The sequence below is a fragment of the Uruburuella suis genome, from assembly GCF_022870845.1.
GTDB classification, from domain to species: domain Bacteria; phylum Pseudomonadota; class Gammaproteobacteria; order Burkholderiales; family Neisseriaceae; genus Neisseria; species Neisseria suis.
Genome location: NZ_CP091507.1, coordinates 1,282,238 through 1,297,705, shown reverse-complemented (window position 1 = coordinate 1,297,705; position 15,468 = coordinate 1,282,238). Strand labels below are relative to the sequence as shown.

Sequence of the window (15,468 nt, the reverse complement as noted above, 5' to 3'; positions counted from 1 at the left end):
CTTATCACTCATTCAAGCCCATTCAATGTCTGCCAACAAAGCCCCGCTCCGCCTCCGTTTCCTCCGCCTTGCCCGCATGGCCGCGTGGCTGTTTGCCACCGGTTGCGATCTGCGTAAAATCGACGGCGACAGCCCCCAAGAGCGCGACCAAGCCATTATCAAGCTGGGCAGCGGCGCACTCAAAGCGCTGGGCATCAAGCTGGATGTGGCCACGCCGCCCGAGCATTTTCATGTGTCGGGCACGCTCGTGGTGGCCAACCACGTTTCCTGGCTGGATATTTTCGCACTCAGCGCACTTTATCCGAGCAGCTTTATCGCCAAGCAGGAAATCAGCCGCTGGCCGGTGCTGGGCAAAATGGGGCGCAACGCCGGCACTGTGTTTATCAACCGCAACTCGCGCAAAGACATCGAGCCGATTAAAAAAGCCGTTACCGCCGCCTTGCAGCAAGGTCAAAACGTGAGCTTTTTCCCCGAAGCACGCACCTCGAACGGCGAAGCAGTGCTGCCTTTCAAGGCCGCGCTTTATCAAGCCGCCATCGACAGCGGCTCGGCCATACAAAGCATCGCCCTGCGCTATTACGACCACCAAGGCCGGCGCACCACCGCACCATCCTATGCCGGAAGCATGAATTTATTCCGCTCGCTGTGGCGCATTGTGTCGATGCCCGAAATCCATGTGCGCGTTGACTTTGCCAAGCCGCTGAACCCGCAGGATTATCCCGGCATCGACCGCTATATGCTCAAAGAACAATCCGAGCAATTTGTGCGCAGCAAAGTGATGGAAGACAGCCCGCTCACCGCCGATGCCGCCGCCTGAATGGCAAAAGCCGATGAAGTGTGCAGATTAAAACAGATTATTTCTTCATGGGCATTTATTCAGCCAAAGGCCGTCTGAAACCTTTTCAGACGGCCTCTCCACAAAAAAAGCGCACCTGAAAAGTGCGCTCTTTTATCAAACTGCCGACAACATCCAACTCTGTTTACACAGCAAATTATTCCGCCGCCGCACCGGCCGGCTTGCGTTTGCGCGGTTTACGGCGGCGCTTTTTCTTGGGTGCGTCGCCAAGATTGCCGTCAGCCGAAGGCATGGCGGCTTCGTGGCTGCGGCCGCTGCCGGCGCTCATTTCGTTGCGCTTGTCATCCGCCGCATGCTGGAATACGGTCCACCATTGCGCCAAGCCTTCCTCAACCTCGCCTAATTGATCGCGCAGCATCAAAAAATCGTAAGCAGCACGAAAACGCGGCTGCGCCAGCAAACGATGCGGGCGCGCGCCTTTGCGGTTGTCAAACTGCGGCTGCAAGGTCCAGATTTCGCGCATGGTGGCGGCAAAGCGCTGCGGCACGCCCCAGCCTTTTTCAATATCGTCGCGCAAATCGATGATGGCCGCATTCATGGCCGCCGCGCTTTTTTGTCCTTGCGCCAGATTGTTTTGCCAATGGCCGTCGAGCTGCGGCCACAAAACCGCCGCCAGCACAAAGCCCACCGACACCGATTTATCGGCACGCAAACGCTCATCGGTGTTGTTCAGCGCCAGCGCCACAATGTTTTGCTGCTTGTGTTGGCCGCTTTGCTGCAAGGCGGTGAGCAGCGGGTGGATATCGGCATCCACGCCCAGCTTGTGCAATTGCTTCAGGCATTGGCGGGCATGGCCGGAAAACAAAAGCTTCATGATTTCATCGAAAAGCCGCGCCACCGGCTCTTGTTTCAGACGGCCTGCATAACCGTGTATCGGCTCGGCGGTGGCTTCATCCACCTCAAAGCCCAGCTTGCCCGAAAGGCGCACCGCCCGCAAAATGCGCACCGGGTCTTCCTGATAGCGCGCGGCGGGGTTGCCTATCATCACCAGCCGGCGCGCCCTGATGTCGGCCACACCGTCGTGAAAATCAACGATTTTCTGCCGCACCGGGTCGTAATAGAGCGCATTGCAGGTGAAATCGCGCCGCATGGCATCTTCTTCCATATTGCCATAGGTGTTGTCTTTCATAATGCGGCCGTGTTCGTTTTGCTGCACCTGGCCGCCACCGCGGAAAGTGGTTACTTCGATCGTTTCCGGCCCCACCATCACATGCACAATCTGAAAGCGTCGCCCGATAATGCGGCTGCGGCGAAACACCTTGCGCACCTCTTCGGGCGTGGCATTGGTGGCCACATCAAAATCTTTCGGCTCGATGCCCAAAAGCAAATCGCGCACCGCGCCGCCCACCACATAAGCCTCAAAGCCTTCATGATGCAGACGACGCACCACTTTTTCCGCCGCAAAGCTGAGCATATCGGCACGGATACCGTGTTCGCTGAAATCGAGCACATCTTTATGGGCACGCGCTTTGGCGCTTTTGCCCGGCAACACTTTGTGTAGCCATTTTTTCAACATAATATTCACTTTAATTAAAACAGGCCGTCTGAAACGCAGCGGTTTCATTAAAACCTTTGCGCGCTTATCTGATGCAAATAAGCGTGCAAAGGTTTCAGACGGCCTCAGAGCATGCTTACGCTCCGACAACATTAATCAAAAAAACCAGCCCATGATTATACCCGAAAGGCTGCCCGCAAAAAAATATATCGGCTATAATACGCGCGACCCATAAGGAGAACCTCATGTACCACTATAAATCCGACGCCACCCAATTTATCGACGACTATATCGAAAAGCACCCGCAAGAAGCCGAGCAGCGCCTGAAAAACCGCGCTTTGCTGTGGGATGTCGAGCTCAGCCCCGAAGAGCAGGCCGGCTTTGAAGCCGCTGAGCTGCCCAAACCACCCTACGCTTATCAGGCCGACGAATAAGGCCGGTTTGCCGGTTTGTTTTTGAGCCGGACACCCAAGCGGCAAGGCTTGGCGGCCTGATTCACACCAGCGCCGGCCAAACCCATTCAGACGGCCTGATTATGACCCTCCACACCCATAATATCGACCCGGCGCTCACCGATTATTTGCGCAACATCAGCGAGCCGGAGCATCCGGCGCTTGCTGCTTTGCGCGCCCGCAGCGCCGGCCACCGCTTGGGCAAAATGGCCATCGCCCCCGAGCAGGCCGCCCTGCTCACTTGGCTTGCCCGGCTGATGCGCGCCGAGCGCTATCTCGAAATCGGCGTGTTTACCGGCTACAGCAGCACCGCTATGGCATTAGCCCTGCCCGAACACGGCCGCATCAGCGCCTGCGACATCAACGTAAGCTTCACCGACATCGCCCGCCAAAGCTGGGCCGATGCCGGCGTGGCGCACAAAATCAGCCTTTATCTGCAACCGGCGCTGCTCACTTTGGCCGAGCTGCTCGAGCAAGGCGAAGCGCTCAGCTACGACATCGCCTTTATCGATGCAGACAAAGCGCCTACACCGCAATATTACGAATATTGCCTGCAATTGGTGCGCCCCGGCGGCCTGATTGCCATCGACAATATTCTGCTCGGCGGCCGCGTGATGCAGCCGGCCGACAGCCACAGCCCGCCTAGCCTGCGCATTTTGCAGGATTTCAACGCCGCACTGCCGCACGACCCGCGCATCGTGCCGATCACGCTGCCGGTGGGCGACGGCCTCACCTTATTGTTGAAAAAATAACAGGGAAATATGCCATGAAAACCGCCGCCCTGCTCACTACTGCCCTTCTGCTCAGCGCCTGCGCCACCCTGCCCGCGCCTGTGCCCCCCCAACCGGCCGAACCGGCCAAGCCCTCTGTTCCCTATCCCAGCCTAGATATGCAGGCACAAATCGACAGCCTCGGCATCCAAGTTGCCCGACTTGAAAATCAGCTGGAAAGCCTGCATACCCGCATCCAGCAGCTCGAGCGTCAAAGCAGCGCGCCGCGCGCCGCCGCAGCTGCACCGCGCCGCCCGCCCGTTGCCGGCAGCGTTGAAACCCTACCCGCAGCCACGCCTAACACCAACAGCGCCGAGCAACGCTACCAACAAGCGCAACAACAATACCGCAGCGGCAACTATGCCGCCGCCATCACCCTTTTACGCCATGCCGAGAGCGGCGGCAATGGCGGCGACACCGCCCGCCAAAGCATGTATCTGCTCCTACAAAGCCATCAGCGCTTGGCCAATTGCGAATCGGTGATCAACATCGGCAACCGCTATGCCAACCGCTTTCGCAGCAGCGCCCAAGCACCCGAAGCCCTTTATAGCGTGGCCCAATGCCAAACCCGCCTGCAACAGCGCGACATTGCCCGCGACACCTGGCGCCGGTTGATTCAGATTTACCCCGACAGCCCCGCCGCCAAACGTGCCTACCGACAGATGAACCCGCGTTAAACCAAACAGGCCGTCTGAAAGCTTTTATCTCTCATTCATTTATTCATAACATTAACTTAAGGAGCAGCACATGATTCAAGTCGGCATCATTATGGGCAGCAACAGCGACTGGCCGGTTATGCAGCACGCCGCCCGATTTTTGCAGCAATTCGGCGTGGCTTTCGAAGCCCGCGTGGTTTCCGCCCACCGCACTCCCGATTTGATGTTTGAATATGCCGAAACTGCACGCGCGCGCGGCATCAAGGCCATTATCGCCGGTGCCGGCGGCGCAGCCCACCTGCCCGGCATGGTGGCCGCCAAAACCACCGTGCCCGTGCTCGGTGTGCCCGTGCCGAGCAAATACCTGCGCGGCGAAGATTCGCTGCTCTCCATCGTGCAAATGCCCAAAGGCGTGCCCGTGGCCACGTTTGCCATCGGCGAAGCCGGCGCGGCCAATGCCGCCTTGTTTGCCATATCGCTTTTGGCCAATGAAAACGCAAAGTTGGCGCAAAAGCTGGCCGATTTCCGCCACGCGCAACAAGAAGCCGTGCTGGAAATGGCGCTACCCGAAATAATGGATTGATGCCGGCAACATCGCCGCCTTGGTTGGTTGCACCGATTCAAGCCAATCAAGCATAAAAGCCATATAAACAGGCCGTCTGAAATCTTTCAGACGGCCTGTTTATATGGCTTTCGATATTTAAAATCCGATAAAACCTGCACACGGTTTTCAAAATTAAAAAATAAAACCGGCTCTAAAAGCCGGTTTTATTTTTTTAACCTGGTGCCCAGGAGAAGACTCGAACTTCCACACCCGTGAGGATACTAGCACCTGAAGCTAGCGCGTCTACCAATTCCGCCACCTGGGCCTGCAAAATAATTTATCAAAACATCAAATTTAACGTGTAAACTAAAACAAATGGTGCCCAGGAGAAGACTCGAACTTCCACACCCGTGAGGATACTAGCACCTGAAGCTAGCGCGTCTACCAATTCCGCCACCTGGGCTTTGCTTTAATTTGTTGTTTGCGTTAAAGTGTTGCCTCAACAAAGATGAGCATTATATATTTAAAAGAAAGATTGTCAATCACTAAAATGCAAAAAAAATCCAACTCTCCCAGCCTGCGGGAAAAAGACCCGTTTTTGGCACGCGAACAACAGCGCTACGATCACCCCCTCCCCAGCCGCGAGTGGGTGATTGAATTGCTGCAAAAAGAAGGCGTGCCGCTCAAAATCGAAGCCTTAGCAAACAAGCTCTCGATTACCGAAGCGGAGCAAGAATTTTTCGAGCGCCGCATCAAAGCGATGGCGCGCGACGGTCAGGTGTTGATCAACCGGCGCGGTGCCGTGTGTGCGGCCGACAAGCTGGAATTGGTGAAATGCCGCGTGGAAGCGCATAAAGACGGCTTTGGCTTTGCCGTGCCGCTCACCCCTACAGGCCAGGGCGATTTCGTGCTTTATGAGCGCCAAATGCGCGGGCTGATGCATGGCGACATCGTTACCGTGCGCCCGGCCGGCATCGACAGGCGCGGCCGCCGCGAAGGCCAGGTGCTCGATATTGTCGAGCGGGCGCAAAAAGAAGTGGTCGGCCGCTTTTATATCGAACGCGGCATCGCCATTTTGGAGCCGGAAGACAAGCGCCTGAACCAAAGCATTATGCTGGAGCCCGACAGCTTAGCCGCATTCAAGCCCGAGCAAGGGCAAGTGGTGGTGGCGGAAATCGACAGCTATCCCGACGGCCACCGCCCGGCCGTAGCCAAGCTTATCGAAGTGTTGGGCGATTATGCCGACAGCGGCATGGAAATCGAAATCGCCGTGCGCAAGCATCATCTGCCGCATGTGTTCAGCGAAGCCTGCCTGCAAGAAGCGGCGAAAATTCCCGATGAAGTGCGCCCGAATGATATTAAAGGCCGGGTGGATTTGCGCGATTTGCCCTTGATGACCATCGATGGCGAAACCGCCCGCGATTTCGATGATGCCGTGTATGCCGAAAAAATCGGCCGCAATTTCCGCCTGATTGTGGCCATTGCCGATGTGAGCCATTATGTACGCCCCGGCGATGCCATCGACACCGACGCGCTGGAGCGCACCACCAGCGTGTATTTCCCGCGCCGCGTGATTCCGATGCTGCCGGAAAAATTGTCCAACGGCATCTGCTCGCTCAACCCCGATGTGGATCGCTTGTGCATGGTGTGCGACATGGTGGTCACTTATGCCGGCAATATCAAAGAGTATAAATTTTATCCGGCCGTGATGCGCTCGCATGCGCGCCTCACCTACACACAGGTGTGGAACTGGATTGAAAAAGGCGGCGATTATCCGCACAAAGCCCAAATCGAGCCTTTATATAAACTGTTTCAGATTTTGCAGAAAAAACGTCAACAGCGCGGTGCCATGGAATTTGAAAGCACCGAAACACAAATGCTGTTTGACGATGGCGGCAAAATCGAGCGCATCGTGCCGGTGGTGCGCAACGATGCACACAAGCTGATTGAAGAGTGCATGCTGGCAGCCAATGTGTGCGCGGCGGAATTTTTGCTGAAAAACAAACACACGGCGCTATTCCGCAACCACTTGGGGCCCACGCCCGAAAAGCTCGCCACCCTACGCGAGCAGCTCGGCCTGCTCGGCCTGCATTTGGGCGGCGGCGACAAGCCCACGCCGAAAGATTACGCCACGTTGGCAGAAAAAATCGCCGACCGCCCCGACCAAGAGCTGCTGCAAGTGATGCTGCTACGCTCGATGCAGCAAGCAGCATACGAGCCGAGCAATGAAGGCCATTTCGGCCTGGCTTACGAAGCCTACGCCCACTTCACCTCACCCATCCGCCGCTATCCCGATCTCACCGTGCACCGCGCCATTAAAGCGGTATTGAACGGCGAAAAATATGCGCCGAAATCCTGGCAGGCGCTGGGCGTGAGCTGCTCGTTTAACGAGCGGCGCGCCGATGATGCCAGCCGCGATGTGGAAAACTGGCTCAAAACCTATTACATGCGCGACAAAGTGGGCGAAGTGTTCACCGGCCGCGTGTCGGGCATGGCGCAATTCGGCATTTTCGTCACCCTCAACGATATCCACATCGAAGGCATGGTGCATGTGAGCGATTTGGGTGAAGACTATTTCAACTACCGCCCCGAAATCATGGCCATGGTGGGCGAGCGCAGCGGCATCCGCTTCAATATGGGCGATGAAGTTACCGTCAGAGTGGCCCGTGCCGATTTGGACACCAGCAAAATTGATTTAACCTTAATCAGCAGCGAGAGTGAAGGCAAGAAACCCGGCCGCGGCAAAAAGCAGACGCCGCCGCAAAATGCCGCACCCGCCAAAGCCGCCGCCGCTAAAGCCGGCCAAGCCAAAACAGCCAAAAGCAGCAGCGCCAAAGCCGCCGCTTCGGGCAAGCAGAGCAAAGCACTGAAAATGGTCGACGGCAAAATCACCTTGGTCAGCAAAGAGCACAACCAAGCCGCAGATGAACACAAAAAAAGCCGCACCGCCGCCGCGCCGGCAGCGAAAAAACCGGCACCACGCAAGCGCAGGAAATAATCTGCCGGCAAGTGCCGAGCCATCAAGCAGGCCGTCTGAAACCTTTCAGACGGCCTTTGTCAAATTTAAACCCTGCGCAGCAAATGTGAGCAGGATTATTGAACCCGGCACTTGTTTTCTGATCTGTGCATCGGCTCTCCACAAAGCAGTATAGTGAAATGCAAGAAAAAGTTACACAAAACTACATTTTGCAACGGCGTGGCTTGGGTTGATAAACCCAACGTTTCAGACGGCTCATGGATTTGTTGGGTTTACAACCCAACCTACCTGCCGTATCACTTTTTCTTACATTCCACTATAGATACGCCCGCCCCCGCTTTTTGCGGCGTAATCGTACACATGAAACTCGCCCTCGCTTAACAACCAAACAGGCCGTCTGAAAAGTTTCAGACGGCCTGTTTCATGCATAAAGCCTTGCACCGGCACGGCCTATTCTGCATTAATTTTACGGGTGCTTGTGTGTTTATTCGCCATCCGCATCGGCACGCCGCTCGATTTCCACGCCCACTTCGCGCACATTAGCCAAAATGCCCGGCTTCACCACGCGCACGCGCACCCATAAGGCGCCGAAATCCTGCAAAATCAATTCGGCAATGTGCTCGGCCAGCGCTTCGAGCAGCAAAAAGCTCTGCTCGCGCAGGCTTTGCCGCACCGCTTCGCACACATCACCATAATGAATGGTGTCGTCGATATGATCCGAGGCAGCAGATTGCTCGGCCACGCCGATATCGAGATCAAGCAGCAGCGTTTGCATTTGCTCGCGCTCCCAGTCATACACGCCGATTAAGGTATCGGCTTTCATACCGTGCAAAAAGATTTTATCCATTTTGTTTTATTTCACGTTAGAATTGTTGCCTCATTCTAAATCAAAAGTATGCTTATGTTGCTAAATTTATTGGCTGTGGCGGCCGCTTATTTAATCGGCTCGCTCTCGTTTGCCGTGATTGTGTCTAAATTTTACGGCATGGCCGACCCGCGCAGCTACGGCTCGGGCAACCCCGGTGCCACCAATGTATTGCGCAGCGGCAAGAAAAAAGCGGCGGCGCTCACGCTGTTGGGCGATGCGCTCAAAGGCTTGGTGGCGGTGCTTTTGGCGCGCGCGCTGCAAGACACGCTGGGCTTGAGCGATGCCACCATTGCTGCGGTGGCGGTGGCGGTGCTGGTGGGGCATATGTGGCCGGTGTTTTTCGGCTTTAAAGGCGGCAAAGGCGTGGCCACGGCACTGGGCGTGCTTTTGGCTTTATCGTGGCCGGTGGCGCTGATTTGCGCACTGGTGTGGCTGGTGATGGCGTTTGGCTTTAAAGTGTCGTCGCTCGCGGCGCTGGCGGCCACGCTGGTGAGCCCGATTGCCGCTTATTTCCTGATGCCGCACGGCTCTTGGGTGGTGGCCACGATGATCATTGCGCTGCTGGTGCTCTACCGGCATCAGAGCAACATCAAAAATCTGCTGGGCGGCAAAGAAGGCAAAATCGGCAGTAAAACCGAATAATGCCCATTCAAAAAAATCAAAAAAGCAACTCGGCTGCGTTAACCGTTTGGCCGGTTTGCTATTTGAATGGGCATTTTCCATTCAAATAGCATTAATTATTTTTTACAAACCCATCTTGAAAGTTTATATCGATGAAAACATGCTTCTTTTCTTCAGACGGCCTGTTTAAAAAAAGCCTGGTTGCCGCCACGGCGCTGGCTCTGTCGGCCTGCTCGTTGGTGAAATATCAACCTTTGGAAACCATTTCCGAGGTAGATTTGAACAGCGGCTACCGTTTTCAGACGGCGTTGGATCACAAGCGCGATTCCGGCACCAGCGATATGATGGTAATTTTGATGTTTTCCGGCGGCGGCACGCGCGCGGCAGCGCTGGGCTATGGTGTGCTGGAAGAATTGGAGCGGCAGAAAATCTGGATGAACGGCAAGGAAACCCGCTTGATAGACCAAATTGACTTGGTTTACGGCGTGTCGGGCGGCTCGGTGCTGGCCGTGTATTTCTCGCTCTACGGCGCCGACACCATTCCCTCTTTCGAGCAACGCTTTTTAAAGCAGAATTTCCAGCGCCAAGTGGCCAAGCAAGTGTTTTCGTTTGCCAACCTGCCGCGCTTGAGCTCGCCCGAATTCGGCCGCGGCGATTTGCTGCAAGAGCAGTTTGAAAGCGGCCTGTTCCGCGATGCCACTTTCGGCGATTTGGCCGCGCGCCGCAAAGGCCCGTTTGCTGTGATCAGCGCCACTGATATGTCGCAAGGGCGGCGGCTCGATTTCACACAGGAATATTTTGATGCGATGTGCCTGAATCTTTCTGATTTGCCGCTGGCGCGCGCCGTGGCGGCTTCCAGCGCGGTGCCTTTGCTATTTGCACCGGTTACACTCAACAACAATGGCGGCAATTGCGGCTACACTTTGCCTGTGCAAATCCGCCAGGCAGCGGAGCAGGCGGCGGCCGATCATAACCGGCTGCAGAGCCAAACCCAGCGCGAAATCAGCAGCAGCTTCAAAACCTACGAAGACCCCAACCGCCGCTATATCCATCTGCTTGACGGTGGCCTCACCGACAAGCTCGGCTTGCGCAGCCTGCTGGATGGCACCGAAGTGTATTCCGGCAATTCGGTTTACCGCCAGTTCAGCGAAGGCAAAGTCAACAAAGTGGTGATTATCAATGTGAATGCGCAAAACCAAATCGACACCCATATCGACAAATCCGCTGCCGTGCCGGGTGTGAGCGAAGTGCTCAATGCGATTATCAATATCCCCATCGACCAATATTCGCAAGAATCACTGCGCCGCTTCCGCGCCTTTGTGGATTATTGGAACGAGCAGGCGCGCGCGCGCGTGGGCGGCCATGAAGTGAATATGTTTTTCGTGAGCCTCAATCTGCGCGACTTGCCCGAATCTCAGCTGCGCGAAAACACCCTCAACACACCCACCAGCTTTTACCTGCCCCATTATCGGGTGGACGACCCCAAGCAAGCCGCCGGCGTGCTGATGCGCCAATCGGGCGAATACAAGCGCCTGCTAAATGCACTGGCTGCGCCGGCCGCCGCACCGGAAGCCACGGCGGGTGCATTGTGGTTTGTGGGCGAGGGGCCGCTGCCCAAACCGGATGCCGATGCTGCGCAGCCGCATGAATTGTTTGAGCAGGTGGAAACGGTTCAATAATCGAAGGGTTTATTTAAAGGCCGTCTGAAACTTTTTTCAGACGGCCTTTTTTATTCCGGCTCTTGCTCCAGCGTATTGGTTTTCCACTGAATCAGATGCTCGATCAGATCGAACAATTTTTTTCTTTCTTTGCTGTCGAGTTTATTGAGCATGGCCATGAGCTGGCGTTCGTGATCTTGGATGCGGTGGCTGCCGGTGTTGAGCAAATCCGCCACATCGCATTCGAAAATTTCCGCCAGCTCAAACAGGCGCGACACCGATAACGCAATATGCCCGCGCTCGAGCCGGGATACCGCATCATTGCTCAATTCCAGCTTTTCGGCCAATTCGGCTTGCGTGATGCCTGCTGCTTTGCGGTATTTAGCAATCACCGCCCCGAACTTGTGCGTTTTATTTTGATTTTTCACAACACTCGTCTTGCCTTAATAAAAGGTGGTTACTATCAAACATTCGAACCACAATAAAAAGAGCGTAAAATTCTTATCAATAAGAATTATGTGTATAATTCCATGAATCGGGCAATATTCACCCGATTGAAGAAAATTCGGGCAAAATGTGCGTGTATTCATTATACATACAAATATAAGCACATGAATATCAATAATATTTCCAAACACACAAACATCAGAAACGCTACGCACGCAAACAAAAACTTTTCCGCTGCTTTATCAACTTAATCCAAGGAGTTTGTTATGCCGCAAAAACCGCAAATACTCACCAACCCGCTCACCAACCGAGGCACCGCCTTTACGCATGAACAGCGTGCCCAACTCGGCTTGGTCGGCCGCTTGCCCGCTGCGGTGGAAACGCTCGATCAACAAGCGGCCCGTGCCTATAAGCAAATCAGCGAATATGAAACCGATTTGGAAAAATACATTTATCTCGACCAGCTGCAAAACCGCAACGAAGTGTTGTATTACCGCGTGATTACCGACCATTTGGCCGAAATGCTGCCGATTGTGTACGACCCCACCATCGGCGAGGCGATTAAAAAATGGAGCGGCGACTACCGCCAATCGCGCGCGGTGTATTTATCGATCGACCGCCCCGAAGACGTGCGCGCTTCGTTTGAAACGCTGGGCTTTGGCCCCGAGGATATTGATTTGCTGGTGGTTTCCGATGCGCAGGAAATTCTCGGCATCGGCGACTGGGGCGTGAATGGCACCGATATTTCCGTGGGCAAGCTGGCCGTTTACACCGCCGCTGCCGGCATCGACCCCGCGCGCGTGATTGCGGTGAATTTGGACGTGGGCACCGATAACGAAGCGCTGCTCAACGACCCGGCCTATCTGGGCAACCGCCATGCCCGCGTGAGCGGCAAAGCGTATGACGATTTTATCGATTTATACCTCAAAACCGCCAGCGAGCTTTACCCGAATGCCTTGCTGCATTTTGAAGATTTCGGCCCCGGCAACGCCCGCCGCATTTTGGTGAACAATGCCGATAAATACCGCATTTTCAACGACGATATGCAGGGCACCGGCGCGATTGTGATGGCGGCGGTGATTTCCGGCCTCAAAGTAACGAAACAAAGCTTTGCCGAGCAGCGATTGCTGGTTTATGGCGCAGGCACCGCCGGCACCGGCATGGCCGATCAAATCCACGCGGCCATGATGCGCAGCGGTTTGAGCGCCGAAGAAGCCAAGCAGCGCGTGTGGCTGGTGGACATCAACGGCTTGGTGAGCGACGACATGCAAGACGCGCCCGATTATCAGCAAGCCTATGCCCGCCCCGCCGCCGAAGTGAAAGATTGGCCGCGCCGCAACGGCAAAATCGATTTGCTCACCGTGGTGCAGCAGGTGAAGCCCACTATTTTAATCGGCACTTCCACCGATCACGGCGCGTTTACGCAAGAAGTGGTGGAAGCCTTGTGCGCCGGCGTGGAGCGCCCGATTGTGCTGCCGCTTTCCAACCCCACCGAGCGCATCGAAGTGATGCCCGCCGATTTGGTGCCGTGGTCTAAAGGCCGTGCGCTGATTGCGGTGGGCATTCCGGTGGCGCCGGTGGAATACCAAGGCGTGCGCTACCACATCGGCCAGGGCAACAATGCCTTGCTTTATCCGGGCTTGGGGCTGGGCGTGATTGTGTCGGGCGCCAAACACGTTACCGACGGCATGCTTTTGGCCGCTGCCGAAGCCGTGGCCGGCCAGGTGGATGTGTCGGCACCGGGCGCATCATTGCTGCCGCCGGTAGACAATCTGCGCGCCAGCTCGGCCACCGTTGCCGTGGCTGTGGCCAAGCAGGCCAAAGCCGACGGCGTGGCCACCATCGAGCACCCGAATCTGATTCAGGCGGTGCAAGACGCGATGTGGCAGCCGGTTTACCGCGATTAAGCCAAACGCTTATCGGTGATACGCAAAAGGCCGTCTGAAAAACCATCGTATTGTTTCAGACGGCCTTTTGTCTTTTTAAGGAGCTTCCTATGATTTTTCTCACCGCTGTGGAAAGCGTGCTTTCTATCGTGCTGATTATCGCGCTGGGGTTTTACCTGCGCAATAAAGGCTGGTTTGCCGACAGCTTCGCCGGCAATATTTCCAAGCTGATTATGAACATCGCCCTGCCCGCTTCGATTTTTGTGTCGGTGCTCACTTATCTCACCCGCGACAAATTAATGGCGCTTTCAGACGGCCTCATCTACGGCGCGCTCTCTATCGTGTTTGGCTATTTCATTGCCTGGCTGATGGTGAAAGTGCTGAAAGTGCGGCGCGGGCGGCGCGGTGTGTTTATCAACACTATTGTAAACGCCAACACCATTTTCATCGGCCTGCCGCTCAATATCGCTTTGTTCGGCGAGGCCAGCATGCCTTATTTTTTGGTGTATTACGTGCTCAACACCGTATCCACCTGGGCATTCGGCGCTTTTCTGATTGCCAACGACAGCACCGAGCCGCAGCCGGCGCACCGGCAGCAATTCAACTGGAAAAAACTCTTGCCCGCGCCGCTGCTGGGCTTTTTGGTGGCGCTGGTGTTTTTGCTGGCCGATATTCCCGTGCCCTCGTTTATCCATTCCACGCTGGGTTATGTGGGCAGCATCGTCACCCCGCTCTCGCTGCTTTATATCGGCATCACGCTGGCCGATGCGGGGCTGAAAAGCATCCGCTTCGATAAAGACACCACCGCCGCGCTGCTGGGCAAATTCGTGCTCGCGCCGGTGATTATGGTGGCGCTGATTGCGGCCGGCCACTCTATTTTGCCGCTGCCCTCATTGGAAGCGAAAACCCTGATTGTGCAATCTTCCGTGTCGGCCTTGGCGGTGTTGCCGATTTTGGCCAACGAAGCCAAGGGCGATGTGCGCTTTGCCACTAATGTGGTCACCACCAGCACCATTTTGTTTATGATTGTGGTGCCTTTGGTGGATACGCTGCTGCAAATGTTTTAAGCAGGTTTTATTAATCCTCAGGCCGTCTGAAAAGTTTCAGACGGCCGCTCACATCCAATTTGAAATAAGCTATAGCGGCAACCATGCAGCCTTTACCCAGCTCCCATCTCCATATTTGGTTCAAACGCCTGCAACAAAGCTGCGGCACCATTTATTGGCGCCAGGCCGTGCTGAGCGCACCGGCGATTTTGATTGTGCTGGCCGTGAGCCTCAAGCTCAAGCCCATTATCGCCGTGATTATGGTGAGCGCGGCTTTTTCGGTGGGCTTTGGCGCGGCGCGCACGCTCACCGGCCGCCGCTGGGGCGCCATGGGCATGGCCACTTTGGGCATGGCGCTGGCCGCATTCGGCGGCTCTCTTATCGGCATCCATCCGCCGACAGCCTTGGCCGTGGCGGCGCTGTTGGCGGCCGGCTGCGCCGCTTTGAGCAGCTACAATAACGACTGGTGGTGGGTGGCGCTGCAAATCGTGATTGCTTTTTTGGTGGCGGGCTATTACCCCAACAGCTTTGAATTTGCCGCGCTGCGCGGCTTGCTGGTGCTGCTGGGCGGCGGTCTGCAAATCGCCATCACTATGGCGCTTGCCCGCCTCACCCCCGCCAGCGCCCAACCTTTGCCGCCGGCTGCCGCCACGCCGCTGCCCGACGGCCATTTATTCCGTTTCAGCCTGGCCACGGCGTTGGCGGTGGCGCTGGCGCTTTATGCCGCCGAAAGCATGGGGCTGAAAAACAATTATTGGGCGGCGATGACGGTGCTGCTGGTGCTGCGCCCGGCGGCGCACGACACCTTGGTGCGCGGCAGCAGCCGCTTGATCGGCACGCTGGCAGGCTGCGCGCTGGCCACGCTGCTGGTGTATGCCTTTCACGAATCAGCACACGCCTTGGTGCTGTGTCTCACCCTCACTTCTGCCGCTGCTTTTTCCATGCAAAAAGCCCATTATGCCTTGCTTACCAGCATGATTTCCGCTTCTATCGTGTTTCTGCTCGCCATCGGCCACGGCGACCCGCTCGCCACCACCGAGCACCGTTTGGCAGCCACTTTTCTCGGCGGCGCCGTGGCAATCGCACTGGGACGTGTGTTTCGCCTGTGATGAAGACACAGGGTTTCAGACGGCCTGAACACGCCGGCGCTGTTTCTGCTAAAATAGCCGCTCTTATTCATGATCCCAAGCCG

The 15,468-nt window shown here is 56.0% G+C and carries 14 protein-coding genes and 2 tRNA genes; 11 read left to right on the top strand and 5 right to left on the bottom strand.

All coding sequences use genetic code 11. The features are described from left to right. The first annotated feature begins 25 nt into the window (after positions 1–25). The gene (locus tag LVJ78_RS05765; protein ID WP_132952294.1) at positions 26–817 is read left to right on the top strand and encodes a 1-acylglycerol-3-phosphate O-acyltransferase; all 792 of its coding nucleotides are present in this window, start codon (positions 26–28) and stop codon (positions 815–817) included. A gap of 175 nt (positions 818–992) precedes the next feature. Here LVJ78_RS05765 and LVJ78_RS05760 read toward each other — a convergent pair whose 3' ends face one another. Next, a complete protein-coding gene (locus tag LVJ78_RS05760) occupies positions 993–2,372 on the bottom strand; it encodes a polynucleotide adenylyltransferase PcnB (protein ID WP_132952296.1) in 1,380 nt (459 codons plus the stop codon). A 224-nt stretch (positions 2,373–2,596) separates the two neighbouring features. Here LVJ78_RS05760 and LVJ78_RS05755 point away from each other — a divergent pair, with 224 nt between their 5' ends. The 4 genes from LVJ78_RS05755 (at position 2,597) to purE (ending at position 4,812) form a co-directional block, all read left to right on the top strand. Further along, positions 2,597–2,785, top strand: coding sequence for a DUF3460 family protein (locus LVJ78_RS05755; RefSeq protein WP_132952298.1), 189 nt, complete (start codon positions 2,597–2,599; stop codon positions 2,783–2,785). 101 nt (positions 2,786–2,886) lie between these two features. Then, a complete protein-coding gene (locus LVJ78_RS05750; RefSeq protein ID WP_132952300.1) occupies positions 2,887–3,555 on the top strand; it encodes an O-methyltransferase in 669 nt (222 codons plus the stop codon). Positions 3,556–3,569: 14 nt separating this feature from the next. Further along, complete coding sequence (locus tag LVJ78_RS05745; protein WP_132952301.1) at positions 3,570–4,250, top strand: tetratricopeptide repeat protein; 681 nt, start codon at positions 3,570–3,572, stop codon at positions 4,248–4,250. Between the two features lie 70 nt (positions 4,251–4,320). Then, positions 4,321–4,812 (top strand): 5-(carboxyamino)imidazole ribonucleotide mutase, encoded by a 492-nt coding sequence (gene purE / locus LVJ78_RS05740; protein WP_132952303.1) that lies wholly within the window; start codon positions 4,321–4,323, stop codon positions 4,810–4,812. Between the two features lie 199 nt (positions 4,813–5,011). Here purE and LVJ78_RS05735 read toward each other — a convergent pair. Next, a tRNA-Leu gene (locus LVJ78_RS05735) sits at positions 5,012–5,098 on the bottom strand. Between the two features lie 51 nt (positions 5,099–5,149). Next, positions 5,150–5,236 (bottom strand) — tRNA-Leu (locus LVJ78_RS05730). An 87-nt stretch (positions 5,237–5,323) separates the two neighbouring features. Here LVJ78_RS05730 and rnr point away from each other — a divergent pair. After that, the gene (gene rnr / locus LVJ78_RS05725; RefSeq protein WP_132952305.1) at positions 5,324–7,771 is read left to right on the top strand and encodes a ribonuclease R; all 2,448 of its coding nucleotides are present in this window, start codon (positions 5,324–5,326) and stop codon (positions 7,769–7,771) included. 463 nt (positions 7,772–8,234) lie between these two features. Here rnr and folB read toward each other — a convergent pair whose 3' ends face one another. After that, positions 8,235–8,597, bottom strand: a complete 363-nt coding sequence (gene folB, locus LVJ78_RS05720) for a dihydroneopterin aldolase (RefSeq protein WP_132952307.1) — start codon at positions 8,595–8,597, stop codon at positions 8,235–8,237. Between the two features lie 57 nt (positions 8,598–8,654). Here folB and plsY point away from each other — a divergent pair, with 57 nt between their 5' ends. Continuing rightward, positions 8,655–9,260: a glycerol-3-phosphate 1-O-acyltransferase PlsY gene (plsY, locus tag LVJ78_RS05715; RefSeq protein ID WP_132952530.1), complete on the top strand. Its 606-nt coding sequence runs from the start codon at positions 8,655–8,657 to the stop codon at positions 9,258–9,260. A 131-nt stretch (positions 9,261–9,391) separates the two neighbouring features. Continuing rightward, positions 9,392–10,918 (top strand): patatin-like phospholipase family protein, encoded by a 1,527-nt coding sequence (locus tag LVJ78_RS05710; RefSeq protein ID WP_132952309.1) that lies wholly within the window; start codon positions 9,392–9,394, stop codon positions 10,916–10,918. Between the two features lie 50 nt (positions 10,919–10,968). Here LVJ78_RS05710 and LVJ78_RS05705 read toward each other — a convergent pair whose 3' ends face one another. Continuing rightward, complete coding sequence (locus LVJ78_RS05705) at positions 10,969–11,325, bottom strand: helix-turn-helix domain-containing protein (protein ID WP_132952311.1); 357 nt, start codon at positions 11,323–11,325, stop codon at positions 10,969–10,971. 285 nt (positions 11,326–11,610) lie between these two features. On the opposite strand from LVJ78_RS05705, the gene LVJ78_RS05700 reads away from it, so the two are divergent. From LVJ78_RS05700 to LVJ78_RS05690, 3 genes are all read left to right on the top strand, one after another. Then, positions 11,611–13,251, top strand: a complete 1,641-nt coding sequence (locus LVJ78_RS05700) for an NAD-dependent malic enzyme (protein ID WP_132952314.1) — start codon at positions 11,611–11,613, stop codon at positions 13,249–13,251. A gap of 89 nt (positions 13,252–13,340) precedes the next feature. Next, the gene (locus LVJ78_RS05695; protein ID WP_132952316.1) at positions 13,341–14,297 is read left to right on the top strand and encodes an AEC family transporter; all 957 of its coding nucleotides are present in this window, start codon (positions 13,341–13,343) and stop codon (positions 14,295–14,297) included. 83 nt (positions 14,298–14,380) lie between these two features. Beyond that, the gene (locus LVJ78_RS05690; RefSeq protein WP_132952318.1) at positions 14,381–15,385 is read left to right on the top strand and encodes an FUSC family protein; all 1,005 of its coding nucleotides are present in this window, start codon (positions 14,381–14,383) and stop codon (positions 15,383–15,385) included. The last annotated feature ends 83 nt before the right edge of the window (positions 15,386–15,468 follow it).

Excerpts from the sequence above, each read along its gene's own strand:
- LVJ78_RS05700 (WP_132952314.1), top strand. The coding sequence starts at position 11,611 with ATGCCGCAAAAACCGCAAATACTCACCAACCCGCTCACCAACCGAGGC.
- purE (WP_132952303.1), top strand. The coding sequence starts at position 4,321 with ATGATTCAAGTCGGCATCATTATGGGCAGCAACAGCGACTGGCCGGTT.
- LVJ78_RS05750 (WP_132952300.1), top strand. The coding sequence starts at position 2,887 with ATGACCCTCCACACCCATAATATCGACCCGGCGCTCACCGATTATTTG.
- LVJ78_RS05745 (WP_132952301.1), top strand. The coding sequence starts at position 3,570 with ATGAAAACCGCCGCCCTGCTCACTACTGCCCTTCTGCTCAGCGCCTGC.
- LVJ78_RS05710 (WP_132952309.1), top strand. The coding sequence starts at position 9,392 with ATGAAAACATGCTTCTTTTCTTCAGACGGCCTGTTTAAAAAAAGCCTG.
- LVJ78_RS05690 (WP_132952318.1), top strand. The coding sequence starts at position 14,381 with ATGCAGCCTTTACCCAGCTCCCATCTCCATATTTGGTTCAAACGCCTG.
- rnr (WP_132952305.1), top strand. The coding sequence starts at position 5,324 with ATGCAAAAAAAATCCAACTCTCCCAGCCTGCGGGAAAAAGACCCGTTT.
- LVJ78_RS05765 (WP_132952294.1), top strand. The coding sequence starts at position 26 with ATGTCTGCCAACAAAGCCCCGCTCCGCCTCCGTTTCCTCCGCCTTGCC.
- LVJ78_RS05755 (WP_132952298.1), top strand. The coding sequence starts at position 2,597 with ATGTACCACTATAAATCCGACGCCACCCAATTTATCGACGACTATATC.
- LVJ78_RS05760 (WP_132952296.1), bottom strand. The coding sequence starts at position 2,372 with ATGTTGAAAAAATGGCTACACAAAGTGTTGCCGGGCAAAAGCGCCAAA.
- folB (WP_132952307.1), bottom strand. The coding sequence starts at position 8,597 with ATGGATAAAATCTTTTTGCACGGTATGAAAGCCGATACCTTAATCGGC.
- LVJ78_RS05695 (WP_132952316.1), top strand. The coding sequence starts at position 13,341 with ATGATTTTTCTCACCGCTGTGGAAAGCGTGCTTTCTATCGTGCTGATT.